The sequence below is a fragment of the Streptococcus sp. 2018110 genome (genome assembly GCF_019754115.1).
Lineage (GTDB): Bacteria > Bacillota > Bacilli > Lactobacillales > Streptococcaceae > Streptococcus > Streptococcus hashimotonensis.
In genome coordinates this window covers 105232-132124 of record NZ_JAIJZO010000001.1, presented here as the reverse complement: position 1 = coordinate 132124, position 26893 = coordinate 105232, and the positions used below count along the sequence as shown (strand labels likewise).

Genomic DNA, 26893 nt, shown 5'->3' with positions numbered 1-26893 from the left:
TTAGGAAGGGGACTCATTTATTTTAGACCATCTTTAGTATAATGGCCACCTACCTCAAAGTCAAAACCTACTGAAATTGGGAATTGAATTTGAGTATTTGGTTTATTAAATAATAATTTTACATTAGAGTTAGCATACTCTTCTGGTAAGTCGATATAGAAATGGCCTTTGCTATCTTTCAGCATAGCCTGTCCTGGCCAAGCACCCAATGGCATTTGGATTGGATTGCCATAATAGGCATAGACATTTGCCGCATCCCAGCCACCTGGATTATCAAATGTAATGCGAGTATGACCTTCAGCAACTGGATCTGGCAAAACTGCTCTATGACTACCATCTATTTCATAGACTTGGCCGAGTTCCAAATCATAACCAGGTTTATTTTGTGCTGGGTATTGAACTTTCGTATCAGGATTGTTAAAAATAACTTTTCCTCCATCAAATTCCTCGTTAAGTTCAATATAATAGCCATACTCATCTTGACTCATTTCCTGCCCTGGCCAATTACCAACAAGAGGTACGCCTTTATTGTCATAAACATAGGCATAGACCTTAGACCAGCCTTGTGAGTTGTTGAAATAAACACGGTTGGCAATTTGTTGCTCAATGTCTGGGACTTTTGTACCGACTTCAACCACTTGTGTTACTGGCTCTTTGCTAACAGTTTCACTGATTTTTGTCTTAGCAACAAGTTGACCACCAATGTACTCTGAACGGTAAGTTATTGTCTTCACTCCGTCTTGACCTTCAAGGCGAGTTACTTTCTGTCCTTTTTCAAGTTCAGGATTGTCTACATACTGTGTTTCAAATGGAATTGGAAGTTCTTCACTTTCTTCTTTGAACTCACTAGCAGGTTGTTCAGGAACTAGACCGTCTTTAGAGTATGTTCCGCCTGATTTAAACTCGAAACCAACGGATTGTGGATATTGTGCCCCCTTATTGTTAGAAAAGAGTACTTTTACGCCTTCAGTCTCATATGATGTAGGAAGAGTGATGGCAAAAAGACCTGTATCTGCTTTCTCCATCTTTGTTCCTGGCCATGCTCCCAACAATTTCTCGCCTTTGGCATTATACATATAAACAAAAACATCCGTCCATTTATCTGGATTTTCAAAGCGAATGGTTGTTTGAGTAGCTGGTTCTTCTGTTGGTTCACTAGGTACTTCTGCTACTTTCTTCGTGATAGTAAATATTTTCGTCACGGATTCACCAACTGAATCTTTTGCGGATAGCGTCAAGGTTAACGATTCGCCATTTTCCAACTCCTGACCAAGTGTCAATGTATCGCCATCGTTAAAGGAAACTGCATCCCTTTCGTTGATTTGATAGGTTGCATCTGTCACTTGATTGGCTTGTAAGGTCAGTTCAATAGCATCTGCAATAGTAATCTCACTTGCTGATTGGTCTTTTATTCCAAGCACTGCAGGTTTTATAATAGGTGTTTGAGGTTCACTTACACTGTAATCTTTTTTACTTGTGACAGTATTGCCGTTAGTATCTGCTACAGTGCACTTAATGGTATAGGTACCTGCTTCAGAAGGTGTCCATTTCACTGAAATTGTGCTCTTACCTTTTTCTGTCGATATAAGTTGGTCATTGACATAGAATTGATAAGTATAACCTGATGAACCACCATGTGCTGTTGCTGTTAAGGTTCTTTCCTGACCAGCAACCTGGTTTCCTGAAATATCAGCACCGAAGTTGACTTGAAGTGGCGTTTGGTTACCCGTAGCATTAGTTGCAGTTCCAATTTTGGCAAAAGGTACTGTGATACGGTCAATGTCTTCTTTTTCAGCAGATGTACTTGGGTCGGCTGAATAACTCTCAGTTGCATTGTCAATCATGGACGGGTCAAATGGAACTGAATCCATTGCTGATTCTCCACGAGTAGCTAAAAGCATTGCACCTACACCATTGTTGGTTAAGTAATTCTTATCAATTCCAAGTTGAGATAGAGGAATTTTCATTTCATAGAATGAATCGAAGCTGGTATCGTGTTTACCTGCTGAACCTACATAGGTTTTGTAATTTATCCAGTCAGAATTTGATGATAAAATGTCTGCGGGTGAGTCGGATTGATTCAATCCCCAGATAGTTGAATCGATATTTGTAGTCGCTAGTTTGTACTGAATTCCAGCATCTTTGAAGCCAACGCAACCATCTGTGTAGTCTGTATTTCCATCCTCATCTACAGCACTAAACATTGCAGGCGTACCTAATCCTGGTTTGCCACTCATATAAAGGAGTTTATCAACATGGGTATCAAACTCAATTCCCATTCGTTGTCCCCAGATAGATCCTCCACTCGTATTTTTATTGGACATGGATGTTGAAGCTGGATCAATTGACAAAGCTAGGATAAGCGGAACATCTAACACATGTCCTCCATCGCTTAGAGGACCATCTCCAGAACGTGCCCAGGTATCAGTAGTATTGACCATTTGCCAGCCCAGATAGAGGTTTTCATTGTCCCAAGCTGCATACAGACCAGTGGTGTCAAGAACACTATTCTCATGTCCCCCTTTCCAATGATTGGCCACATCCCAAGCAGCGCTTTGGGCAATTTTCATATCTTCTGTCCAATCACTGGCATCACCGTCAATAACAATTGTTTTTTCTTTTCCGTATCCAGTACCATTTGTGGTATAGTATGGCGTTGGCAGACTTGAAGATTGACTTGGAGTGGATGGGATTGATGAAGATTTTACAATAAATTTCTTTTCAAATGCAAAGGTTTGTTCTGTGCTACTACCATCCGATGCGTAGGCCTTTGTCTTCACAGTAATGGTTTTATTACCAACAAGACCTTCACCTAGTACCACTTCCGTACTATCCGTAAATGTTTTTATCTCACCACCGTCGATTGAATACTCACCTTTTACTGCATTTTTTAAACTCAATCTTGTTTTAGCAGTTTCAGTTGTAAAGGAACTGCCACTTGCTAGGCTTGAGAGGATTGTTGGTTCTGTTGTAGCAGGTGTTTCTGGTTCAGTAATTTGTTTCTCAACAACTTTTACAAAGCCATCACGAGAATATAGACCATTTGATTTTACTTCAAAGCCTACGCTTTGTGGATACTGGGCCCCTTGATTGTTGGTAAACAATACCTTGGCACCTTTACTGATAAATGAATTTGGAATAGCTATGCTATAATAACCTGTTGAGCTATCTTTATTCAATGCTGTTCCTGGCCATTTATCGAGTAAGACGGTATCCTTTCCGCTATACATATAGGCATATACTTGACTCCAGTTTTCGGGGTTGTCAAAGTATACTGTTGTATTAGCATTTGGATCTTCTTTTGTAAAGCGATAAACGGATTGAACTTTCTGTCCTTTAGCATTTTTTGCAGATAAGGTAATCGTTACTGTTTCACCAAATTGAATTTGACTTCCAATCGTAATAACTTTTCCATTTTCAAAACTAATTGGTGCACCATTGTTTACTGAATAGGTAGCTTCACTTGTATTAGACGTTTGCAAAGTAAGATTTAATGTATCTGTCAAAAAGCTATGGTTACCTTCTTGGTACCCTTGGACAGACAAGGATGCTAGATTATCAAAACTTTCACCATTTGTTAATACTAAAACAGAGCGTCTGGCAATGGAACCGTCCAATCGTCCATTCGAAACGGTGTAGGTTTTACCAGAAATTTGGTCTTTATAGGTACCATTTGCCAATTTTGTCACAGTATTTAAGCTTTTCTCGCCGTCGGAAAGGTTTGCAATTACTGCGCCTTGAGTGCCTCGTTCAATCATGGCAACGGTTGTATCACCATTCGGGTTACGAATATATTCTGATTGACCAACCATAGCATTATGGAATTTGTTTACTGCTACAATCGTAGGGTCTTTATAAAGATTGCTACCCGCATCACCGATTTTAGTTTTTTCAGGGAAACGGACACCATTACCGCCACCAACTGGACGTGAGAAGAATAGAGGTGTACCTTTGGCGCGTGCAGTAATCATTGCCCAGCCAAGTTTCAAATCTTCATCGCTCATCCAAGCTGATTCGGATTCACTATCCGTTTTTCCGTTTGCATATGTATCGTGAGATTCGACCCAAAGTACGAGTTTAGATGGATCTACTCCTGCTTGGTAGTTGCCAAGATTTCCAGCATGGACATTTCGATTGCGGAGCATGTCTCGGATAGAGTGTCCATATTGGGATGCAGTAATGCTCATCAAGTTCGCATAATCTGCATCGCGTGAAATATTGTCTTGTAACACTTCACCATATTGGAACTCAGTACCATTATTTAATATAACATTCCAGAAATTACTACCAAATTCGTTTGGATATTCTCCTGGTAATTCGATATGTTTTGCAGCATCATAACGGAAACCATCAGCCCCATCAGCAACTGCATTTTTTAAGAATTTCAACAAATACTGTTGTACTTCTGGATTTTGTGTATTCCATTCCCAGAGCTGAAGCAGAGAGTTTTGAGTTACATCCCAACGACTTCCCCAGTTTTCAATTTTAGTATTTCCATGAGTCCATTTTGTAATGGATTTAACTTCTGAAGAGATCGCATTATAATCAGAAGTAGTATGATTCAGTACTGCATCAACTATAATTTTTATACCATACTGCTCTGCGACACGATTCATCTCGATAAATTCAGCTTCAGTCCCAAGCTGATAGTTACCAATCGTATAGGCGGTTGGTTGATAATGATAATACCATTGCTCTGTAAATTTCTTATCGCCACCATTCCCAACAACTACAGCATTAATTGGGGATGTTTGAACACTTGTATAGCCTGCTTCTTTAATGGCCGCCATATTTTCTTTGATAGCATTAAACGACCAACACCAAGCATGCAAAATAGTCCCATCTTTCATTGAAACCTGCTGGTTGGAACTTGTAACAACTGTTTCTCCGTTTACTCTTGTTACAGTAAGCGCCTGTTCAATCCCAGAGAACATGGATAATATCAGAGTGAAGCTAACCCCTTTTTTTACTAACTTAGACAGCCTTCTCTTGCATTGACTTTGATAAGTCATATAAACCTCCTAAAAAATTGTTAAAAGAAAACGCTTGCATTTCATTTTTTATATAACCTACGGCTAACGATTCTATAAATCATCATTAACGGTAGAGGAACTTTCTCTCTCCTTTCTTCTGAAATCTAGTCATTATGCACGGAATGCAAACGGTTGCAAAAAGATGGTAGCATATTTGTATGCAAAATTCAAATATGTAAAAAATCTAAAAAAGCCAGTAGTGACGCGCTTTCTCGAGATTTTAACTGGAATTTGAAGTGATTTTGATACCGCTATCTATTTTTATTGAAGGAGGAACAAAAAAACTCATCAGATTTCCGATGAGTTTGATAGGTATTAAAATAAATTAATGAGGCGCATCAGGTGCATATTAAAACGAACCTGTCTAGCATAGTAGATATTCCCACCATTTACATATAACTTCCCACCATTTAGCAAAGCTAAAGGATGAAAATAGGTATACGTTTCTTCTGTAGTATTCCCTAAGCTTGGTGCTACTACTGTTCTGGAGTATTCTTTCGCTAAAGAGAGTGTATGTTCTCCACCATGCTCAGCAATATAGTCAATATAGGCTGGACCGAAGTTATACGCCTGAACTGCTGTCCAAACCTCTACTCCTTTTTCCTCAGCCAACCGTAGGTTTTCTGTCAGGTAGATAATTCCTTGCCGGATACTCTCTCTACTATCCGTGATGGTGTTAGCATAGCCAGTAGCGGACTCACTTGATTGCATGACATCTGCTTCTTGTCCCTTGGTTTCTGTGTAAATCATTGCTAGGACTAGTTCTTCATTAGCTGGTGTGTCGTTTTCTGCCAATACTTCTTGTACCATAGTTTGATAGGTCATCACTTGCTTGACTGCACTGTAGGTTTGATAGAATTTGTAACCGAGAAAAATCAGCAAAAGAAGTATCAGCGTACGTATCAGTTTTTTCATTTACTTACTCTTTATGTCTTCAATATTTTTGATAAGAATAGAATAGGTTCCGTTGTCATTTTGAATAAATTCAACCGATTCTGCATCCTCATAGATTGCATTTGGCACAATCAACTCAATTCCGTTTGATAAAGATAGCTTCTGATTTTCAAATTTCTTAAGTTGACGGCTACTATCAATTTCATCGAAGGAAATCTTATCAGGTATGACCTCTTTCAGTTGATCGACGAAATTTAAACGAGCAGTCAGGTTGTTATCGAATAACTGATCAGCCAATTTTTCAGGTGAAAGCTCGTTATCTTCTTCCAAATTGTTGAAAATAGCTGACTTGACTTTCGATTGAAATTGAAAATCGCCTTGATGGAAATTGTCAGCAATCTTCTGTGCAGTTTGCTCTACTGCTTTGATTGATTTTTTTGCAGAAATAGCTGGTGTAACTTGCAGAAGATTATCTGAGAAATAATTGAGGAAGGCTCCATTGTGTTTGATTCTTTTCTCAATCAAATGATACTTCCGCGTTTGAAGATTGACAATCAAGGCTTCATCAGGTGCTGAACCCGCTCCAGGTAAATTATTCTGGGTGATTTTTAAAGGACTTCCGCTTTCCAGACCAACGTGGGCGAGATTTTCACGCAGTGAGATTCTCAAAAAGGCAAAATGTTCAACACCATTTCGTTCAAACTCTATGAAAATGAGGTCATTGGTTTTTAAATTCTCAGAAATTGAAAATTCTTCTTTCCAGAGATTAGCAATCTTGACAGAGTTGGTCAGTAGGTCACCATCTAAATAGTCAAGAAAAGGATTGTCGGGGTTAAATTGTCCTGTTTTTGCTTCATCAGAAAAGACACGTTCAATCTTTTTACGCAAATATTCTTCTATTTTTGGGCTAACAGTCAAAAGCTGGTCGGCAAGGACCAGCTCTGTATCATCAGGACTAAATTGATGTATGATGGCTTTTTTTACAAATATATCCATTATAAACCTTCGTAAAGTGGGAATTGATCTGTCAAAGCACGCACTTCTTGACGGACTTCCTCAAGAGCGGTTTCATTTTCTGCATTTTCAAGTGCTTTGATAGTTAGTTGTGCAACCTTGCGAGCTTCCTCTACTCCAAAACCGCGAGCAGTAATGGCCGCAGAGCCAATACGGATACCGCTTGTTTTGAATGGTGAGAGTTTTTCGTAAGGAATTGAGTTTTTATTGAGAGTAATATTTACTTCATCCAAGAGATGCTGAGCAACTTTACCATTTTCAACAACTTTGGTCACGTCAACGAGGAAGAGATGGTTGTCTGTTCCACCTGTGATGACTTTAAAGTTAGGATTTGCAAGGAAGACTTCGGCCATGGCCTTGCTGTTCTCAATCACTTTCTGAGCATAGTCTTTGAAAGCTGGGTCCAAAACTTCTTTGAAAGATACGGCTTTTGCAGCAATAACATGCTCTAATGGACCACCTTGGATGCCTGGGAAGATGGCTGAGTTGATTTTCTTGATGAGCTCTTCATCATTGGTCAAAATCAAACCACCACGAGGTCCACGAAGTGTTTTGTGAGTTGTTGTTGTTGTGATATGAGCGTGTGGAACTGGGTTTGGATGGAGACCAGCAGCTACAAGACCAGCAATATGGGCCATGTCCACCATCAATTTTGCACCAACTGCATCAGCAATTTCGCGGAATTTAGCAAAGTCAATTGTACGCGCATAGGCTGAAGCACCTGCTACAATCAATTTTGGCTGTACTTCTTTTGCTTGTTTTAAAATTGCATCGTAATCAAGCAAGCCAGTTTCTTCATCAACATTGTAAGCGACAAAGTTGTAAGTTTGTCCTGAGAAGCTAACGGATGCACCGTGAGTCAAGTGACCACCTGCTGCTAAGTCCATTCCCATAACAGTGTCTCCTGGCTCAATCAAGGCCATGTAGGCAGCACAATTGGCCTGGCTTCCTGAGTGTGGCTGAACGTTAGCAAATTTTGCACCGAATATTTCTTTAGCACGTTCAATAGCTAAACTTTCAACTACGTCAACGCATTCCGTACCGCCATAGTAACGACGACCTGGGTAACCTTCTGCGTATTTATTGGTCAAAATAGAACCTTGAGCTGCCATAACAGCTTTAGAAACAACGTTTTCAGACGCAATCAATTCGATATTATTTTGTTGGCGTTTTTCTTCAGCTTGGATAGCGTCCCAAACTTCTTTATCAAATTCTTTGTAGTTAACTTTGTCAAAAATCATGTGCGGTACTCCTTTGTATTGGGCTAAATGTGCTTGATAAAACGCTTCTGCATTTTATCGGAGTGATAGCCATTCTTTTCGTAGAAAAGATGGGCTTGGAGACGACTTTCAGCAGAATTGAGGCGAATAAAATGGTAGCCCTCTTTCTGTGCAATTTGCTCAACGGCTTTCAGCAGACTTGCTCCAATCCCTTGTCCTTGATGACTAGGCAAAACAGCTAGTCCGAGAATATTGAGGCCTGTATCCGAATAGAGACTTTCATAGACTTGTGCGTGAATGTAGCCTTGCACTGCGCCACTTATGTTATCTATATAGACCAATAAGGTATGCCCCAATGTGCTCGTGCATCTAAAAAACTGTCGCTCAGTTTGTTCCAATGAACAATCATACCCTAAGGATTGAGCATTGATTTCTCGGATGACTACCAAGTCACCTTTCTCAATGGGACGAATCATAACACTACCTCAAATTCTATTTCGGGAATGGCTTTCTGAATCTCTTCGCGGCTGATAGCACCTTGGCGCAAAATCCGCGCTTTCTGTCCAGAAAGGTCCAAAATCGTTGAATCAATACCTGTCAGAGCTTGGTCATCCTCAATGCCAGGCAAATCAACTGAAAATTGTGCCTGGATGTCCGAAAACTTCTTGCCACTTTCATTTCCTGAAATATTGGCGGACGGCCCAATAAGTGGGCCAGTCTCTGAAATCAAACGCAAGGTTTGTTCGTGATTGGGAAGACGAAAACCAACAGTATCCAGTCCAGAATTAACCCAAAAAGGAACGTTATCGTTCGCTTTCAGGATAATCGTTAGCGGTCCTGGCATAAACCTATTATACAGTTTTTCCAGATAATGGGGTGGATTTTGACTGAAAAAATAAATATCGTTCAGATTTGAGACATTTAAGTTCATTGCCTTATCCCTCGGACGCTGTTTCAACTGATAGACACGATTGACTGCATCTTCATTCAAGGCTTGGGCAAAAAGCCCATAGACTGTTTCAGTTGGAAGGATAACAGCACCACCATTTTCAAGAATTGTTCGGAGTTTATCCATTGTCATCCGCGACAACCTTTCTATCCTGTCCAAATTGGTCTTTGAGGACTCGAATTCGCTTTTTGGGGAAATGCAGAGCGAGTAAGTCAGTTAGGTCTTGCCCTTGCTTGTAGCCAATTTCAAAGTAGAGTTTTCCATTCTCCTTCAAAAATGTCCCTGCTTGCTCCGCAATTTGTCTATAAATAGCCATGCCATCTTCTTCCGCAAATAAGGCCAGATGTGGCTCAGAAGTCAATACATTGAGTCCAACTTCATCTGTGTCATCTGGTGAGATGTAGGGCGGATTGGAAACAATGATGTCAAATTGCCCTTTCACTGCTTGCAAGACATCCGATTCTAGAAAGTGAACAGAGACTTGGTTGGTTCTTGCATTTTCTTGAGCCACTGCCAGGGCATCCTTTGAAATATCAACCGCAACCACTTCCCAATCAGGTCTAGCTTTTGCAAGGGAAATAGCTATGGCACCGCTTCCTGTACCGATGTCTAAGATGCGCAAACCTGCTCTGCTATTTTCCTGCAAAATCAAATCAACTAATTCTTCCGTTTCAGGTCTTGGAATCAAGACTCGCTCATCCACTGCAAACTCCAAGCCATGAAAATCAGCCTTGCCGATAATGTACTGGGCAGGTCGGTGCTGGGAAAGTTGCTGAAAAATCGCATCAATCTCTTCTTTGTCAGTCGGTGTGACTTCCTGACGGAGCAGGAGGAGAAATTCCGTAAAGTTCAATCCCTTTAAGCCACGAAAGGTGAAGGACAGGGATTCTGCTTCTTCACCGATTGCGACTAATTGTTCTTCGTATGCTGCAAATAATTGAGCGTAATTCATTATTTGTTAAGCTCTTCTAGTTTTTGCGTCTGATCGTAAAGTACAAGAGCATCTACGACTTCATCCATCTTACCTGACAAGATAGTATCCAGCTTTTGCAAGGTCAAGCCGATACGATGATCTGTCACACGGTTTTGTGGGAAGTTGTAAGTACGGATACGCTCTGAACGATCACCTGTACCGATAGTTGATTTACGCTCTGCATCCTGCTCATCTTGGGCAATTTGTGCAAAATGGTCTGCAACACGGGCACGGATGATCTTCATGGCCTTTTCACGGTTTTTCTGCTGGGTCCGTTCTTCCTGCATCTCTACTTTGATGTTGGTTGGCAAGTGAACGATACGCACGGCAGTTGCAACCTTGTTGACGTTCTGTCCACCAGCACCAGATGCGTGGTAAATATCGACACGAAGATCTTTTGGATCGATGTCGTATTCCACTTCTTCAACTTCTGGCATGATGAGAACGGTTGCTGTTGAGGTGTGGACACGACCTTGGCTTTCTGTCACAGGGACACGTTGGACACGGTGAGCTCCTGATTCATACTTGAGTTTTGAATAAACGGATTGACCAGAGACCATGGCAACCACTTCCTTGATACCGCCGACACCATTGTAAGAAGCCTCCATGACTTCAAAACGCCAGCCTTGACCTTCTGCATACTTTTGATACATGGTCAAAAGGTCTCCAGCAAATAGGGCAGCTTCATCACCACCTGCAGCACCACGGATTTCCAAGATGATGTTTTTGTCATCGTTAGGGTCTTTTGGTAAAAGAAGGATTTTCAGCTTTTCTTCGTAAGCCTCTTTGTCAGCCTTAGCTTGTTTAAGTTCTTCCTTAGCCATTTCCTCCAAGTCAGCATCACCAGAAGATTCTTTAATCATCTCTTCTGCATCGACAATGTTTTGAAGAACAACCTTGTATTCGCGGTAGGCTGTTACTGTATCACGAGTCGCAGCTTCTTCCTTAGACAACTCCATAAAACGCTTGGTATCGCTGACCACATCCGGGTCAGACAACAATTCACCAAGCTCCTCGTAGCGGTCCTCCACCGCCTGTAATTGATCGTAGATGTTCATAAAATTAAGATACAAAGCCCGTCAAGCAAGCACAGTCAAAATAGGAATTTCGACCAAGTGTTACAAACACTTGGAGAAATTATCTTTTTGACACAGCTTGTAGGGCGTGTTCATTTCCTTTCTATAATATGCGGTCATGAAACAAGCACAGTTCGTAGCCCGTATTCAATTCCTTTCTGTAATATGTAAGTCATGAAAATTGGCACAGAGTCATAGGCAAATTCAGTTCTATACAGATGCTCAGTTTACAGCCGCTTCTCATTTTCAAAAATTAGGGTAAATCTTTAATTTCTGGTGAAAAATAATGTTTGCGACAGACAGGAATGTAGGTTTCATTGCCACCAATTTGGATTTGTTCTCCTTCATAAGTAGGTTTTCCATCCTGCGTTCTCAAAACCATTGTCGCTTTTTTAGAACAATATTGGCAGATTGTTTTGATTTCATCTAATTTATCAGCCAATAAGAGCAAATGTTGGGAACCTTCAAACAGTTCATTTCGGAAATCATTTTTAAGACCGAAAGCCATAACGGGTACATCTAATTCATCGACTACGCGAGCAAGTGCGTAGACATGATGACGTCGAAGAAATTGTGCTTCATCAATGAGAACACAGTAAGGACGCGGTTCCATTTTTTCAATAAAACCAAAGATATCCATATCATCGTCAATCGCCACTGCATCTCTTCTCATGCCTATACGACTGGATACAACACCAAAGGCATCACGAGTATCAAGTGCAGATGTCATGATAACAACAGGTTTTCCTTGTTCTTCATAGTTGTGGGCAACCTTCAAAATCTCAATGGTTTTTCCTGAGTTCATTGTCCCATATTTATAATATAATTGAGCCACTTTTCTCTTTCCAATCTTAAATTTTCACTCCTTCCATTTTATCATAAAATGGTCCTTATGGAAATAGAAAAACAAGCCCGTTTTGAGCTTGTTTGATATTAAGACCAGGGGAATGATAAGAAATTTCCGACACACTCAAAAATGATTTTAGCTGCCGTTGGTTTCCACTTGTAGAGCATAACACAACCATATATTAGGCTGTAAAAAGAAAATGCAAGAAACAAAGGTCCTTCCCATATACTCTCGGCAAAAACAGTTGCTACTAGATACAAACATAATCCAGCGAGTAGGAACGATAAAATCATACGGTATTTATAGGCCATGAGTAATCCCTCCTTTAAGGATAGTATAGCAAAATATGTAAACGCTGTCAATGTTTTTCTTACTCACACCCAACTCCATCTCCATCACGGTCTAAATGACTACCGTAACCTGGTTCTCCACGATAGATTGGTGCAGCTCCTGCTTGTCTAACTGCCTTACAATTTGGATAATATGTGTTTTGAGATGGTGTAGCAGCAAATTGCTGAACTTGGCTTTGTGCTTCTGCTTCTGCAACTTTTTGCGCTTCGGCGGCAAGACGTTCTTCCTCCTCTTTACGTGCTTTCTCAGCAATAGCTTTTTCAGCGTTCCAATATTTGATAATGACTTTGCTATCTTTTTTGATGACCTTATCGTTCATCTCGTTAAAAGATTTTCCATCAATCTCGACCGCAATGATTTGTCCATTTTTAGCAATTTCATTGGTCTCTGTTGCTACTTCAGATACTTGAGAAAAGCCACCGTCAGTAAACAATTTTTTAGTATCTGCAGCTGTTTTTGTTGAAATGGATGATGGCAGTTCAGCGAAGCTAGAGAAATCGTAGTAGGTGATTACAATGGGGGTTGATTTTTTGCTGATAATCTCCTGTTTGGTGGGCAACTGAAGCTCTGCGCCACCTAGACTAATTTTTTGAATTTTTTCGTGCTTTGCTTTATCCTTGTCTGCAACAGCAGTCCACTTGATGTCTGTAAATCCTGCTGTTTTTAGCTGTTTTTCGAGCTCTGGTTTTGTTTTAGCCTCTGCTAGATTTTTTGGTAGTTTGATGTTATCTTTGCTAACGTCAAAATAGGTTAATGTAACAGGGAGACTAGTAGAGTAAAAATGATTGGATTGATAGGTGTGATTTCCGATTTGAAGGCGATCAATCTTATCTTTTTTGTCCGCATTGCCTTCTTCTACTAGCAGAACAGGAGTTAGTTCGACTTGTTTAAAACCTGAATCTTTCAGCTCTTTCTCGACATCTGCTAAATTTTTAGAAGCTGGTAGGTTGAATTCAACGGCATCTTTTTTGGGAACATGGTAGGAGATTGTAATTGGGATATTTTTTAAAGCCCGTCCTTCCTTCCAATCTTCTCCGTCAACAGAGACGAGTTCGACAAGATCGCTTTCACCTATTTTTCCAAATTCTAAATCAGTGATTTCCACCCCCTGAATATTTTTAAAACCTGCTTCCTGAAGATGTTTTACGACTGTTACATACTGTTGTCCATAAAGGTCATCTTTTTTCGGAAGCTCAGCAGTCATTAATTGTGAACCGATAAATGTTGTAAGTAGGACGCCACCAGTTATTCCTGCTGTTTTCCGATTAAGAAACTTTCTAGATTTTTTAATTGACGTTTCGCTAACTATCTGAGTTGCTTTTTTCTTAAACATAAATCATTCTCCTTATTGTTGATCGCGATATTATTATAACAAAATATAAATATATTTTGCAACATCTTATGAAAATATCCTTGGAGAATCATAAAAACTATGGTACAATAAACGAAAAATAAAGGAGGAAATATATGCCGTTTGTACGTATTGATTTGTTTGAAGGACGCACAGAAGAACAAAAGATTGCCTTAGCACGTGAAGTTACCGAAGTTGTATCTCGTAATACTAATGCGCCAAAAGAAGCCATTCATGTCTTCATCAATGATATGCCTGAAGGGACTTACTACCCACAAGGTGAAATGAAACGTAAATAAGAGAAAACACTCTTGCACAATGCAGGAGTGTTTCTTTGTATCAAGATTATTTCTTATCATCTTCATCCATGCTGAGAACGCTGAGGAAGGCTTCTTGTGGCACTTCTACCGATCCGATTGCCTTCATCCGTTTCTTACCGGCTTTTTGTTTTTCTAGGAGTTTGCGTTTACGGGAAACGTCACCACCATAACACTTGGCCAAAACGTTTTTGCGAAGGGCCTTGATGTCGCTACGGGCCACGATTTTCTGACCGATAGCAGCTTGGATTGGCACTTCAAACTGTTGACGAGGAATGATTTTCTTGAGTTTATCAACGATGATTTTCCCACGTTCGTAGGCAAATTCCTTGTGGACGATAAAGCTGAGAGCATCGACCTTATCCCCATTGAGGAGAATGTCCATTTTCACCAACTTGGATGAACGGTATTCAGAAATCTCATAGTCGAAGCTGGCATAACCACGAGTGGATGACTTAAGCTTGTCAAAGAAGTCAAAGACAATCTCCGCAAGTGGAATTTGGTAGATAACATTGACACGGTTATCATCAATATAATCCATAGTCACAAAGTCACCACGTTTCCGCTGAGCCAATTCCATGACTGCACCGACGTATTCCTGCGGTACCATAATTTGCGCTTTAACGTAAGGTTCTTCGATAGTAGCAATCTTTGTTGGGTCTGGGAACTCAGATGGGTTGGCTACATCAATCATTTCACCGTCTGTCATGTTGACATGGTAGACTACCGACGGTGCTGTCATGATGAGGTCAATGTTAAACTCCCGCTCAATCCGTTCTTGAATAACATCCATGTGCAAGAGGCCCAAGAAACCACAACGGAAACCAAAGCCGAGGGCCTGCGATGTTTCAGGTTCGAACTGCAAGCTGGCATCGTTGAGCTGGAGCTTTTCCAAGGCTTCACGGAGGTCATTGTACTTGTTGGAATCAATTGGATAGATACCTGCAAAGACCATTGGGTTCATCTGTTTGTAGCCTGAGAGCGGCTCACTGGCTGGATTATCCGCTAAGGTTACTGTATCACCGACACGAGTATCAGCCACAGTCTTGATAGAAGCTGCGATATAGCCAACATCTCCAACTGCTAGGAAATTACGACCAATGGCTTTTGGTGTGAAAATTCCAACTTCTGTTACATCAAAGGTCTTGCCATTGCTCATCATCTGGATGGTATCACCTGGCTTCACGACACCATTGACGATACGGACTTGAAGGATAACCCCACGATAAGGGTCATAGACAGAGTCAAAAATCAAGGCTTGTAATGGAGCTTCGACATCGCCAGTCGGTGCTGGAACCTTCTCGACAATCTGCTCCAAGATCTCCTCGATACCAATACCTGCCTTAGCTGATGTTGGCACTGCTTCTGAAGCATCCAAACCAATCACATCTTCGATTTCTTGACGAACACGCTCTGGGTCTGCTGCTGGCAGGTCAATCTTGTTAATGATAGGCAGGATTTCCAAATCATTGTCCAAGGCTAGATAAACGTTAGCCAAGGTCTGTGCTTCAATCCCTTGAGCAGCATCCACCACCAGAATCGCACCTTCACAGGCCGCAAGAGAACGCGATACTTCATAGGTAAAGTCCACGTGTCCTGGTGTGTCAATCAAGTGGAAAATGTATGTCTCTCCATCTTTAGCTGTATAGTTGAGTTCGATAGCGTTGAGTTTAATTGTGATACCACGCTCGCGTTCCAAGTCCATACTATCCAGCAACTGAGCTTGCATTTCACGGCTGGAAACTGTTTCTGTCTTCTCAAGAATACGGTCAGCCAAGGTTGATTTACCATGGTCGATGTGGGCAATAATGGAGAAATTACGAATTTTCTCCTGTCGTTTTTTCAAATCTTCTAAATTCATGTTTCTTCCTCTACAAGGGTATTACTCCTCATTATATCAGATTTAGTGATAATTTTCCATAAGAAAAACACCTAGAAAACTAGGTGTCTGCTCTGCTATTTTCCCAGCCAAAGACCGATCTCACGTTCGGCTGCTTCTGCACTATCTGAGCCATAAACGACATTTGCCACAATTCCCTCAACGGGCGCTGTCGCAAAATCTCCACGAATAGTCCCAGGTAGGGCGTTTACTGGATTGGTAGCTCCCATCATATCTCGCCAAGATTTGATAACTTCTGGCCCTTCTATAATACCAGCTATCATCGGCCCGCTCGTCATATATTGTACTAATTGCGGGAAGAAAGGTTTATCGGTCAAATGATCATAATGTTGACTGATTAGCTCTTCTGTCGCTGTAACCATTTTTAAATCTTGGATTTGAAATCCCCTGCGTTCGATACGTGAAAGAATTTGTCCCGCAAGTCCACGCTTAAGAGCATCTGGTTTGATGATGATGAAAGTACGTTCCATGATTTTTCTCCTGAACTGTTTATTAGATGTTGCTTAAGATAGCATCCCATGCCTGATCGTATCCGTGACGAGTCTCAGAAGAAAAGATAACGAATTGATCATTTTTATCAAAATCCAATTTCTTTTTAATCATCGATTCGTGCTTATTCCACTTTCCTCGTGGGATTTTATCAGCCTTCGTTGCCACAATAATAACAGGAATTTCATAATATTTCAAGAAATCATACATTTGAACATCATCTGCTGATGGCTCATGACGCATGTCTACTAAACTCACCACAACACGTAGATTTTCTCGTGTCGTCAAATACTCTTCAATCATTTTGCCCCACTTAGCACGCTCAGTTTTGGATACTTTAGCATAGCCATAACCTGGAACATCTACGAATCGAATTTTATCATCTATATTATAAAAATTGAGTTGTTGAGTCTTTCCTGGTTTTCCTGACGTACGTGCAAGATTTTTTCTTCCTAGAAGAGTATTAATAAATGAGGACTTTCCAACGTTAGATCGCCCGGCAAGGGCAATTTCTGGAATGTCATCGCCAGGATACTGGGCTTTTGAAACAGCACTGAGCAAAATCTCAGCATTATGTGTATTGATTTCCATTTTATACCTTTCATAAATAAGGGTAGAAATCAATCAGTTTCTACCCTTTATTTTTAAGCAGTTTCCAGTAAAGGCTTTTCCTTACCGTCTACTGCTGCTTTTGTTACACGAACACGTTTAACGTTATCTTGGCCTGGCACCTCAAACATGACATCCAACATCGTTTCTTCAATGATGGAACGAAGTCCACGAGCACCAGTCTTACGTTCAATTGCTTTTTCTGCAATGGCTAACAAGGCGTCCTCATCAAAGTCAAGCTCCACGTCATCATAAGACAAGAGTGTCTGGTATTGTTTTACAAGAGCATTCTTCGGTTCCGTCAAAATGCGTACCAAATCCTCTGTTGTCAATTGGTCCAAGGCTGCAAATACAGGCAAGCGACCAATCAACTCTGGAATGATACCGAATTTTTGAATATCGTCTGCAATGATATGTTGCATGTATGATTCTTTTTCATCAATAGCACGATTATTATGACCAAAACCGATGATTTTTTCACCGAGACGCTGTTTGACGATTTCTTCGATACCATCAAATGCACCGCCAACGATAAACAGGATATTTTTGGTGTCCACGTGAATCATTTCTTGGTTTGGATGTTTGCGTCCGCCTTGTGGTGGTACGCTTGCCACAGTTCCCTCGATAATTTTTAGGAGAGCTTGCTGGACACCTTCACCAGATACATCGCGGGTAATGGACACATTTTCACCTTTTTTGGCAATTTTATCAATTTCATCCACATAGATAATTCCTCGTTCTGCACGGTCGATGTTAAAGTCTGCAGCCTGCAAAAGTTTGAGGAGGATATTTTCTACGTCTTCACCAACATAACCCGCCTCAGTAAGAGCGGTCGCATCAGCAATAGCAAACGGGACATTCAAACTTTTAGCCAAGGTCTGAGCTAGGAAGGTTTTTCCTGAACCAGTCGGGCCAATCATAAGGATGTTAGATTTTTGCAAATCAACATCGTTCTCATCACGGCTATCCTGGAAATTGATACGTTTGTAGTGGTTGTAAACGGCTACTGCTAAAGCACGTTTTGCACGATCCTGTCCGATGACGTAGTTGTTCAGGATATTGAGTAATTCTTGTGGCTTTGGCGTATCGGCCAAGTCTGTCAAGACTTCTTCTGCCAGTTCCTCACGAATGATTTCCTGTGCTAGTTCCACGCATTCATTACAAATGAAGACATTGTTCCCAGCGATAATTTTTTTAACTTCTTCTTGATTTTTTCCGCAAAATGAGCAATAGATTAGCTCATGTGTATGCTTAACAGCCATGTGTTTCCTCTTTCATATCTCTTATCTAAATAAAAATCCATAAATGGCATGGATACTATTGACTAAATTGGTAAAAGCATTCAATAAAAATAATATCGCTAAACCAAATCGTTTCTTTTTAAAGGCTTGAATTGCACAAAGAACGCATATTCCACATAGAAATGCTGTAAACAAACCGAATAAACTTCTCTCCATGCCTATTTCTCTCTTCTTTTATAGTTTTTTATGATGAAATCAACGGGGTTGGCTTCATCTTTTGGACGAAACTGTTCACTTTGTAGCTGGAATTCTTCCATTGGAAAAGTTTCTGGGAAGAAACTATCACCTTCAAAATGCCCCTGAATATCTGTCACAATCAATTCTTCAATGTAGGGTGCGAAGGCAGTAAAAATTTGTCCACCACCAAGGACAAACAAGGTTCCTTCTTGTTGGTGGTACCAGTCCAGAACTTCTTCAACACCATGTAGGACTGTGACCCGATCACTCTCCACTTGATAGCTTTTATCGGTGGTCAATACTAAGGTATGTCGATTTGGAAGTGCACGTTTTCCCATGCCATCAAAGGTTATACGTCCCATCACCATGGCATGACCACTTGTCGTTTCTTTAAAATGAGCCATGTCTGCAGGTAAAGACCAAGGTAGTTTATCTCCCTTTCCAATCAATCCATTTTCATCTTGAGCCCAGATTGCAACAATTTTCTTTGTCATTTTCTCTCACTTTCCGTCCTATCATTCTATCAAAAATTCATAAAAAATGCACTTACCAAGTAGGCCAAGTGCAAATTTTTATAATGCTGAAACTGGCTCCAAAATTGTGTGAGCTTGGCAAAACACGAATTCGGAGCCAGTTTCAGCACGAGCCTAAAAATAAAGAGATGAGGTTAAAGAACGAAGTTCTTCACTGCTAATCCAGTTAAATCGCCAAGTCAAATTTGAGTTGCGGCTTAACCGGCTCATAGTCCACCAACTCAAAATCTTCTGCCTTAATATCAAAAAAGTTTGTTCCGTCTGGGACGTTGAGCACTAAACGAGGCTCTACTTCAGATGGTGTACGGCGGAGCAATTCTTCAGCTTGTTCAAACTGATTGTCATAGATGTGAAGATTGTTGATGAAATAGAAAAACTTCCCACCCTTCCAGCCAAAATGTTTAGCAATCATCATCTGAAGGGCTACATACTGCATAGCGTTGATATGATGGGCTACTAGCATATCATTTGACCGCTGAGTTAGAGTTGCATCCAGGTAAATCTCCCCATCCACTCGTCGAACGTCAAACATAGTCTGAAAGGCACACGGCAAGAGACCAGCAGATTGGTCAAACGCTTCATAATCCCACAATGAAATCACATTGCGGCGATTCCATGGATTTTCCTCCAATTGTTTGAGAATCTTGGAAATGATGTCATGTTTTTTCACAATAGCACCGTAACGTTCACCGATTGTGCCAGTTCCCTCAACTTCCCAATCATTCCAATACTGGACACCGTATTTTTCCTGTAAAACCGACAAATCATTGGTCTGGTCTTGGTAAATCCAGAGAATTTCCTTGATGGCCGACTTAATTGGAATAGGTCTAAGTGTTGTAATAGGAAACTCGCCCTTAGACAAATCATATTCAGCAAAGGCGCCTGTAACGTACTTGGAATTAGCTACATTTCCATCCTTGTAACGTGGACGAGCATTTTCTGAAAAAACGCCCTCTTCCATAATCTTACGAATGTTTTCTTTAAAAATAATATCTGCTTTAGTCATGAGTTTAGTATAGCATGTTCTGAGAAAAAACTCCAGTTTGCACTGGAGTTCTCATTTATATAGCAAGGGGTAGAGGTTGAGCTGAAACAGACCAGAAAGGGCAGTTACTAGGCTGAACAATATAAAATACAAGGCAACCAAGAGAACACTTAACAATATCTGACGAACATTTTTAGTGTAAATAGCCGTTGGTAAACTAGCGAGACCGAAAAAGGGAATGATGAAAAATGTTAGTTTAAAATTCACATTTACAATATCAAACCATTGGCCTATTGGTAAAAATAGCATGACGATGAGAAAAATTGCGATACCATACAAAACTAGATTTAATCTTTTTAGTAAAGTCAGGTTCATAACTGCTCCTTCTAGGGACCAAATATAAAGTAGCCAATACCGAATATCAGAGGAAATGAGATCATTAAGAAGATACTAATCAAACCAGTCCACAATTTTTTATAATAGATAGATAGTATAAGAATTAGAGTCCCCAGTAGAGGGAGAATCAACATGGTTGCTACGTTTCCCCAGCTAGACGGGAAAAACCAGTCACGAATCCAGTTATCAAGGAAAAAGGCAGATAACAAAATCAATAAACCAAGAATGGTCAGATAGTTGATTATTTTAGACATGTTTACCTGTTTCATAAGGTGCCACTCCTTTCTCTTTACACTTTCATTGTACGCTTAAATACTACATTTTTCAATATATGTATATAAAGAAATTGTGACGGCGGATTTTAAAAAAGCAGAGGGAACTCTGCTTTGAACGATTATTTCAAGACGAGTGATGCTGCGCCCAATACACCTGCATCATTACCACGTGTTGCCAAGACAATTTGTGTACTTTCCTTGATTTGTGGGAAGCTATTTTCAGCAAAGACCTTGCGAACACCATCCAATAAAAACTCTCCTGCAGCTGATACACCGCCACCCAGAACGATGTAGGCAGGATTGAGGACTGCAGCAATGTTTGCACAAGCAACACCTAGGTATTCTGAGAAGTGACGGTAGACAATCAAAGCCAAATCATCGCCTTCTTTTGCCAAATCAAAGACATCCTTAGCCGTTACATCTTGACCATCGTCAATCATTTGTTTCAGTTTTGCATCGCCAGCGTATTGATCAGCATAGCGACGGCTGAGATTGACAATACCTGTTGCTGAAGCAACTGTTTCTAGACAACCTTTCTTACCACAAGTACATGCAAATGGCTCATCAAAGTCAACTGTGATATGGCCCAATTCACCACCAGCACCTTTGACCCCACGAATCAAGTTTCCAGCAGCGATGACACCACCGCCGACACCTGTACCAAGCGTCATAAAGACAACGTTTGGATTGTTGTTTCCAGCACCAACCCATTGCTCACCAAGGGCCGCTACGTTTGCATCATTGTCGATAAAGAATGGCAAACCAAGGGCAGATTCAAACTGCTCTTTAACCAATTGCAAGGTTTTCCAGTTGAGGTTATAGGCACCGATAACAGTACCGGCTTCGCTATCAACGACACCTGGAGAACCCATACCAACTCCCAAGAAATCATCCTTTGTCAAACCATGAGTTTCAAATCGATGCTTGATACTGTCAATAATATCTGGAACAATATGACTTCCATCATCTAAAATATTTGTCTTGATGGACCATTTTTCTTGAATTTCTCCCTCAGTAGTCAAAATGGCCAATTTAACAGATGTACCACCCAAGTCAATACCGATAATTTTTTTAGACATAATCATCACCTCAAATGTATTTTCTTTATTATAACACAATGCAAAGGTTTGCGTAAAGCCTTTGCATGAATTTGTACGGATAAAAAATACCCTATCTGAAAAGATAGAGCAAAGTTAAAAATTGAATATGCAAGATAAACCTTCCAATGGAAAAGAGCATAACTGTCGTAAAATTACTACCTTCTTTTGTTCCATTATAGAGAAAAAGAGTAGAAATAAAGGTAAATCCTAGAGCAAATCCAACCATCTGAAGATCATGATAAGACTGACTATAAAAATAAAGCGTGACAGCCAGCAAGAGCATGGATAAGACCGTTAACACCAAGCGCAATGTATTCATTTTTTTTGTCTTTAGATAGCTAAACAGAGCCGCTCCCAAGGTCACCAAGAGATAGACGACCATATATGACATGACAAGAATTTTCATCTAGCCCTCCAACTCGCTCAGATACTCATACCGCTCATATTTTTCCAAGAGCAGGTCGTTTTTCTCATCCAATTCCTTCTGCAAATCGGACAATTTTGTAAAATCACTACCACAGGTCAGCATTTCCGCCTCGATTTTCGCAATCCGCTCCTCCAAGTCAGCAATATCCTCTTCGATGGTTGCCCATTCCTGCTTCTCAAAATAGGACATCCGCTTCTTGTTCTCTTTGACCTTCTCGCTTTTCTCCTTTGCTTTTTCCAAGGAAATGGCAGAGCTGGAAGCCAGAAAGGCCTTCTCATCCAGATAGTCTGTGTAGTTGCCAAAGAAGGTCTCAATACCGCTATCTTCGAATGCCAAGATTTTATTGGCTACCTTGTCTAGGAAATAACGGTCGTGACTAACGGTAATGACTGGACCAGTAAAGCCCTGCAAGAAATGTTCCAAGACTGTCAGAGTCGCTATGTCCAAGTCGTTGGTCGGCTCATCTAGTAAGAGAACATTGGGTCGTTGCAAGAGAATTTTCAGCAGGTAGAGCCGCTTCTTCTCCCCACCTGATAGCTTTTCAATCAAGGTACCGTGGGTATTACGTGGGAAGAGGAATTGTTCCAAGAGTTCTGCGATAGAAACCATACCAGATGTCGTCTGAGCTTCTTCTGCCACTTCCTGCAAGAAATTGATGACCCGCTTGCTTTCATCCAAGCCCTTGATGGTCTGAGAAAAATAACCGATACGGATGGTTTCACCAATATCTACTTTACCGCTGTCTGCCTCCAAATCACCTGCGATGAGATTGAGTAAGGTAGATTTTCCTTTACCATTATCACCAACAATACCGATGCGGTCCTTGTTTTGAATGAGCAGGTTAAAGTCCGTTAAAATTGGCTTGTCAGGATAGGAAAAGCTGACATTTTCAAAGTTGATAACTTTTTTGCCGATACGAGAGGTTTCAAAATTGATTTCCAGTTCGCTATCGTCTATCTTGTTGGCTAAATCGCCTTTGAGGTCATGGAAACGATTGATACGAGCCTGTTGCTTGGTAGCACGAGCTTGAGGTTGTCTGCGTATCCAAGCCAACTCCTGCTTGTAAAGTTGCTCTTTCTTATGTCGAAGGGCGGCATCTCGCTCGTCCTGCTCTGCCTTTAAGCGAACATAGTCCTGGTAATTCCCCTGATACTCGGTTAAGCTGGCGCGGTCCAATTCAAAAATCCGTGTCGCTACATTGTCCAAGAAATAGCGATCGTGGGTAATGAAGAGAACAGACTTTTTAGTGTTTTTCAAGAAAGTCGTCAACCACTCAATAGTATCAATGTCCAGGTGGTTGGTCGGTTCATCCAGTAAGAGCAAGTCAGCATTGCCAAGGAGGACTTGGGCCAATTGCACTCTTCTACGTAGACCACCTGATAACTCAGCAACAGTTTTGTTGAGGTCTGTTAGACCTAGTTTTGAAAGAACTGTTTTAACCTGGCTTTCAATCTCCCAAGCATTGAGAGAATCCATCTCTGCCATGACTTTCTCCAGTCTTGCTTGACTGGCTTCATCGTAATGAGATAAGAGCAATTCGTATTCGCGAATCAGCTGGGTTTCACGGAGGTCAGATGAAAGAACGGTGTCTAAAACTGTCTTACTGTCATCAAAATCAGGTTCCTGGGTCAGATAGGCAATTTTATAGGCATTTTTAGTGCGAAAAGGCGACACGTCTCCGTCAAAACCGATGCGACCTGACAGAACATCCAACAAAGTCGTCTTTCCAGTACCATTGACCCCAATAATCCCGATTCGGTCGCCCTGATGAATGATGAAAGACAGATCTGCAAAGACCGTTTTATCTCCGACAGATTTAGTCAGGTGTTCAACGATAAAATCACTCATTCTCTAAGATTCCTTTCACAAATGTCATAATCGCTTGCTCTTCGTTTTCCAGCTGTCCTTCCACAATCTGGAATTCCACCTCTTTGAGTAGTTCTCCTAATACTGGACCTGGTTTGAGGTCAAATGCCTTCATCAGATGACCACCATTGACAACAATTTCATGCTTGTCATGGATAGTCAAGGCTTGGTCAATCTTGTCAATTGCTGCAAAATCTGTAACAAGACCTTGTGCCTGACGGAGTTCCTCTACCAAGTACAAGAATTCTTTGCCATACTTGAAACAGATTTGCTTGGTAACAGGTCCTGCTTGGCGAAGCTGATAAATCTCTACCAACTTGATTACGCTTCGTTGGAAATCATTGCTGGTTTTCCATTTTTTCAGGAAGGATTTGATGTTATCAATACCTAGGCAGACAAAGAGCATGGCCCAAGCTTGTTCAGAAGTCGAAAAGCGAAATTCCTCTGTCAGACCTGTTAGCATGGTCTCTAATTCATCACTTTTTCCAGCTAAATCAGGCAAGAAATCATAAGCCTTGGAATCAATCATAGCGCGCAAGCCTTTTCGCCAAAAATCCGCCATCAAAAGTTTATCAAACTCGATAAAACTGCGTTCTACAGAGATTTTTTCCAAGAGAGGTGCGGTTTCAACCATAGCTGTAAATGTCGTCGGCTCAATCTCAAAGTCCAAGGTCGCCGCAAAGCGAAATCCACGCATGATACGGAGGGCATCTTCGTTGAAACGCTCAGCCGGGATGCCTACAGCCCGTAGGGTACGGCTTTCTAAGTCAGTCATCCCATCAAAGAGGTCAACGATTTGAGCCTCTTCATCAAGGGCAAAGGCATTGACCGTGAAGTCGCGGCGTTTGAGATCCTCTTCTAAGGAACGCACAAAAGAAACCTGGCTCGGTCTGCGGAAGTCGACATACTCCTCCTCTGTCCGAAAGGTCGTGATTTCATACTCCTTTTTCCCCTCTAATACTAACACCGTACCGTGTTCAATTCCAACATCAATAGTCCGTGAAAAGATTTGTTTCGTTTCCTGAGGGTAGCTGGATGTCGCAATATCGACATCATGAATAGGCCTACCGAGAATGGCATCACGAACGGAACCGCCAACGAAATAAGCCTCGTAACCAGCTGCTTTAATTTTCTCTAAAATCGGCAAAGCCTCCTGAAACTCAGAAGGCAGATTGTTTAATTTCATAATAAGTGTTCCAAACCATAAACGAGTTGTGAGCGTTTGACTACCTCTTTAATGCCGAGGTTGACACCGCCCATAAAGGAAATGCGATCGTAAGAGTCATGACGGATGGTCAAGCCTTCTCCCTGTGCCCCAAAAATCACTTCCTGATGGGCAACAAGGCCTGGCAAGCGTACTGAATGGATACGGAAGCCGTCAAATTCTGCACCGCGAGCACCAGCAATCAGTTCTTCTTCATCTGCTACACCTTGAGTCTGTGACTGACGGACTTGGGAAATGAGTTCTGCCGTTTTGACAGCTGTTCCGCTCGGCGCATCCTTCTTCTTGTCATGGTGTAGTTCGATGATTTCAAGATTCGGGAAATACTTGGCTGCCTGTGCTGCGAACTGCATGAGCAAGATAGCCCCAATGGCAAAGTTAGGAGCAATCAAGCCACCCAAACCCTTCTCAGCAGACAAGGTGGTTAATTCTTCAATTTCTTCAGGGGTAAATCCTGTCGTTCCAACCACAGGTGCGAAGCCATTTTCCAAGGCAAAGCGAGTATTTTCATAGGCAAATTTTGGCGTTGTAAAATCCACCCATACATCAGCTTCTAGGCTGGCAACTTCTTCTTTGGTCTTGAAAACAGGAACTCCGTCCACTTCTGTTTCTGTCGCAAATGGATCCACCAAGGCAGCCAGACTAAGATCTGCGTCACCTTTGACCATCTCAACAGCCGTTGAGCCCATTTTTCCTTTAAATCCTGCGATAATTACCTTAATTGTCATGCAAACTCCTATTCAATAATGGGAGAAATACCAAAGGCCACAGCCCCTTCTCCCAAGTGTGTACCGATGACTGAACCAAATGACACGATTGGCAAATCGCTACCGACACCTGCTTCTTCTAACTGCTGTTTAAAGTTTTCAGCCTTTTCAGGTGCGTTGGCATGAATGATAGCAATCTGATATTGTCCTTCATTGGTTTGTTCTTGGAGAATTTCGATTAAACGCTTAATGGCTTTCTTCTCCGTCCGAACTTTTTCATAAACTTCAATCTTACCCTCACCTGTAAAATACAGAATCGGTTTGATGCTCAAAAGATTGCCAATCAAGGCCGCACCATTAGACAAGCGACCACCTTTTACCAAGTGATTGAGGTCATCAACCATGATAAAGGCAGTTGTTTTGACAATTTCTTGGTCCAATTTCCCAGTAATCTCTTCAAAACTAAGTCCTGCATCAGCCCATTTAAGGATATTCTCCACCATCATGCCTAAAGGAGCCGATGTGATTTTGGTATCTGGAAAGGCAACGGTTAATCCTTCAAATTCATCAGCCAAATATTGAATATTTTGATAAAAACCTGAAATACCTGATGACAAGAATAAGCCAAGTGCGTGTGTATAACCTTTCTCTGTTAATTTAGCCAGAATTTCTTCTAGTTCCATCAAACTCGGTTGACTTGTTTTAGGTAATTCTTTCGATGAAGCCATTTTTTGATAAAACTCTTCAACCGTCAAATTTTGCCCTTCGATATAATTTTCCCCATCGATGCTGACTGGAATGCTTAGGACAAACAGGTCATCCCGCTCAATACTTTGAACATTCAAAACAGCCGATGAGTCAGTTATAACTGCTAATTTCAT

General features: G+C 41.1%; 25 protein-coding genes. 1 reads left to right on the top strand and 24 read right to left on the bottom strand.

The window, feature by feature from the left end:
* Positions 1-17: 17 nt before the first annotated feature.
* From K5Q34_RS00640 to K5Q34_RS00595, 10 genes are all read right to left on the bottom strand, one after another.
* Complete coding sequence (locus K5Q34_RS00640; protein WP_202845801.1) at positions 18-5012, bottom strand: starch-binding protein; 4995 nt, start codon at positions 5010-5012, stop codon at positions 18-20.
* A gap of 336 nt (positions 5013-5348) precedes the next feature.
* The gene (locus K5Q34_RS00635) at positions 5349-5948 is read right to left on the bottom strand and encodes a lysozyme family protein (protein ID WP_002934990.1); all 600 of its coding nucleotides are present in this window, start codon (positions 5946-5948) and stop codon (positions 5349-5351) included.
* On the bottom strand, positions 5949-6923 hold the full coding sequence (locus K5Q34_RS00630; protein WP_015646852.1) for a nucleoid-associated protein: 975 nt from the start codon (positions 6921-6923) through the stop codon (positions 5949-5951). It lies immediately after the preceding gene.
* Positions 6923-8182 (bottom strand): serine hydroxymethyltransferase, encoded by a 1260-nt coding sequence (gene glyA, locus K5Q34_RS00625; protein ID WP_172011589.1) that lies wholly within the window; start codon positions 8180-8182, stop codon positions 6923-6925. Before glyA ends, K5Q34_RS00630 begins: the two co-directional genes overlap by 1 nt.
* A gap of 23 nt (positions 8183-8205) precedes the next feature.
* A complete protein-coding gene (locus tag K5Q34_RS00620) occupies positions 8206-8637 on the bottom strand; it encodes a GNAT family N-acetyltransferase (protein ID WP_202845800.1) in 432 nt (143 codons plus the stop codon).
* Positions 8634-9242 carry an L-threonylcarbamoyladenylate synthase gene (locus tag K5Q34_RS00615; RefSeq protein ID WP_202845799.1) on the bottom strand — a complete coding sequence of 203 codons (609 nt, stop codon included), beginning with the start codon at positions 9240-9242 and terminating at the stop codon, positions 8634-8636. The genes K5Q34_RS00620 and K5Q34_RS00615 overlap by 4 nt, the downstream gene beginning before the upstream one ends.
* Entirely contained in the window at positions 9229-10062 is an 834-nt protein-coding gene (gene prmC, locus K5Q34_RS00610) for a peptide chain release factor N(5)-glutamine methyltransferase (protein WP_202845798.1), read from the bottom strand. The genes K5Q34_RS00615 and prmC overlap by 14 nt, the downstream gene beginning before the upstream one ends.
* The gene (gene prfA / locus K5Q34_RS00605) at positions 10062-11141 is read right to left on the bottom strand and encodes a peptide chain release factor 1 (RefSeq protein WP_105154735.1); all 1080 of its coding nucleotides are present in this window, start codon (positions 11139-11141) and stop codon (positions 10062-10064) included. The genes prmC and prfA overlap by 1 nt, the downstream gene beginning before the upstream one ends.
* Before the next feature lie 271 nt (positions 11142-11412).
* A complete protein-coding gene (locus tag K5Q34_RS00600) occupies positions 11413-11994 on the bottom strand; it encodes a thymidine kinase (RefSeq protein ID WP_012028098.1) in 582 nt (193 codons plus the stop codon).
* A gap of 382 nt (positions 11995-12376) precedes the next feature.
* A complete protein-coding gene (locus K5Q34_RS00595) occupies positions 12377-13690 on the bottom strand; it encodes an excalibur calcium-binding domain-containing protein (protein ID WP_167787238.1) in 1314 nt (437 codons plus the stop codon).
* 134 nt (positions 13691-13824) lie between these two features.
* On the opposite strand from K5Q34_RS00595, the gene K5Q34_RS00590 reads away from it, so the two are divergent.
* On the top strand, positions 13825-14007 hold the full coding sequence (locus K5Q34_RS00590; RefSeq protein ID WP_002934978.1) for a 4-oxalocrotonate tautomerase: 183 nt from the start codon (positions 13825-13827) through the stop codon (positions 14005-14007).
* Between the two features lie 46 nt (positions 14008-14053).
* Here K5Q34_RS00590 and lepA read toward each other — a convergent pair whose 3' ends face one another.
* The 14 genes from lepA to K5Q34_RS00520 all read right to left on the bottom strand — a co-directional run bounded on the left by lepA (position 14054) and on the right by K5Q34_RS00520 (position 26893).
* The gene (gene lepA / locus K5Q34_RS00585) at positions 14054-15886 is read right to left on the bottom strand and encodes a translation elongation factor 4 (protein WP_105151301.1); all 1833 of its coding nucleotides are present in this window, start codon (positions 15884-15886) and stop codon (positions 14054-14056) included.
* A gap of 95 nt (positions 15887-15981) precedes the next feature.
* Positions 15982-16395 carry a nucleoside-diphosphate kinase gene (ndk, locus tag K5Q34_RS00580; protein ID WP_221864344.1) on the bottom strand — a complete coding sequence of 138 codons (414 nt, stop codon included), beginning with the start codon at positions 16393-16395 and terminating at the stop codon, positions 15982-15984.
* 22 nt (positions 16396-16417) lie between these two features.
* Complete coding sequence (gene yihA / locus K5Q34_RS00575) at positions 16418-17005, bottom strand: ribosome biogenesis GTP-binding protein YihA/YsxC (protein WP_014638915.1); 588 nt, start codon at positions 17003-17005, stop codon at positions 16418-16420.
* A gap of 53 nt (positions 17006-17058) precedes the next feature.
* Positions 17059-18285, bottom strand: a complete 1227-nt coding sequence (gene clpX / locus K5Q34_RS00570; RefSeq protein WP_002934974.1) for an ATP-dependent Clp protease ATP-binding subunit ClpX — start codon at positions 18283-18285, stop codon at positions 17059-17061.
* A 197-nt stretch (positions 18286-18482) separates the two neighbouring features.
* On the bottom strand, positions 18483-18995 hold the full coding sequence (locus K5Q34_RS00565) for a dihydrofolate reductase (protein ID WP_221864343.1): 513 nt from the start codon (positions 18993-18995) through the stop codon (positions 18483-18485).
* Positions 18996-19200: 205 nt separating this feature from the next.
* Positions 19201-20040, bottom strand: coding sequence for a thymidylate synthase (locus tag K5Q34_RS00560; protein ID WP_221864342.1), 840 nt, complete (start codon positions 20038-20040; stop codon positions 19201-19203).
* Between the two features lie 51 nt (positions 20041-20091).
* A complete protein-coding gene (locus K5Q34_RS00555; RefSeq protein ID WP_024417934.1) occupies positions 20092-20394 on the bottom strand; it encodes a hypothetical protein in 303 nt (100 codons plus the stop codon).
* An 11-nt stretch (positions 20395-20405) separates the two neighbouring features.
* Positions 20406-20684 carry a hypothetical protein gene (locus K5Q34_RS00550; RefSeq protein WP_002934968.1) on the bottom strand — a complete coding sequence of 93 codons (279 nt, stop codon included), beginning with the start codon at positions 20682-20684 and terminating at the stop codon, positions 20406-20408.
* A gap of 125 nt (positions 20685-20809) precedes the next feature.
* Positions 20810-21769, bottom strand: a complete 960-nt coding sequence (locus K5Q34_RS00545) for an ROK family glucokinase (protein ID WP_024390350.1) — start codon at positions 21767-21769, stop codon at positions 20810-20812.
* 91 nt (positions 21770-21860) lie between these two features.
* Complete coding sequence (locus K5Q34_RS00540; protein ID WP_205027445.1) at positions 21861-22196, bottom strand: hypothetical protein; 336 nt, start codon at positions 22194-22196, stop codon at positions 21861-21863.
* Positions 22197-24065 carry an ABC-F family ATP-binding cassette domain-containing protein gene (locus K5Q34_RS00535; protein ID WP_205027444.1) on the bottom strand — a complete coding sequence of 623 codons (1869 nt, stop codon included), beginning with the start codon at positions 24063-24065 and terminating at the stop codon, positions 22197-22199. It abuts the gene before it with no gap.
* Positions 24058-25269, bottom strand: a complete 1212-nt coding sequence (locus K5Q34_RS00530) for a CCA tRNA nucleotidyltransferase (RefSeq protein ID WP_208572673.1) — start codon at positions 25267-25269, stop codon at positions 24058-24060. The genes K5Q34_RS00535 and K5Q34_RS00530 overlap by 8 nt, the downstream gene beginning before the upstream one ends.
* On the bottom strand, positions 25266-26033 hold the full coding sequence (gene dapB, locus K5Q34_RS00525; RefSeq protein ID WP_221864341.1) for a 4-hydroxy-tetrahydrodipicolinate reductase: 768 nt from the start codon (positions 26031-26033) through the stop codon (positions 25266-25268). Before dapB ends, K5Q34_RS00530 begins: the two co-directional genes overlap by 4 nt.
* 8 nt (positions 26034-26041) lie before the next feature.
* On the bottom strand, positions 26042-26893 hold the full coding sequence (locus K5Q34_RS00520) for a DegV family protein (RefSeq protein WP_221864340.1): 852 nt from the start codon (positions 26891-26893) through the stop codon (positions 26042-26044).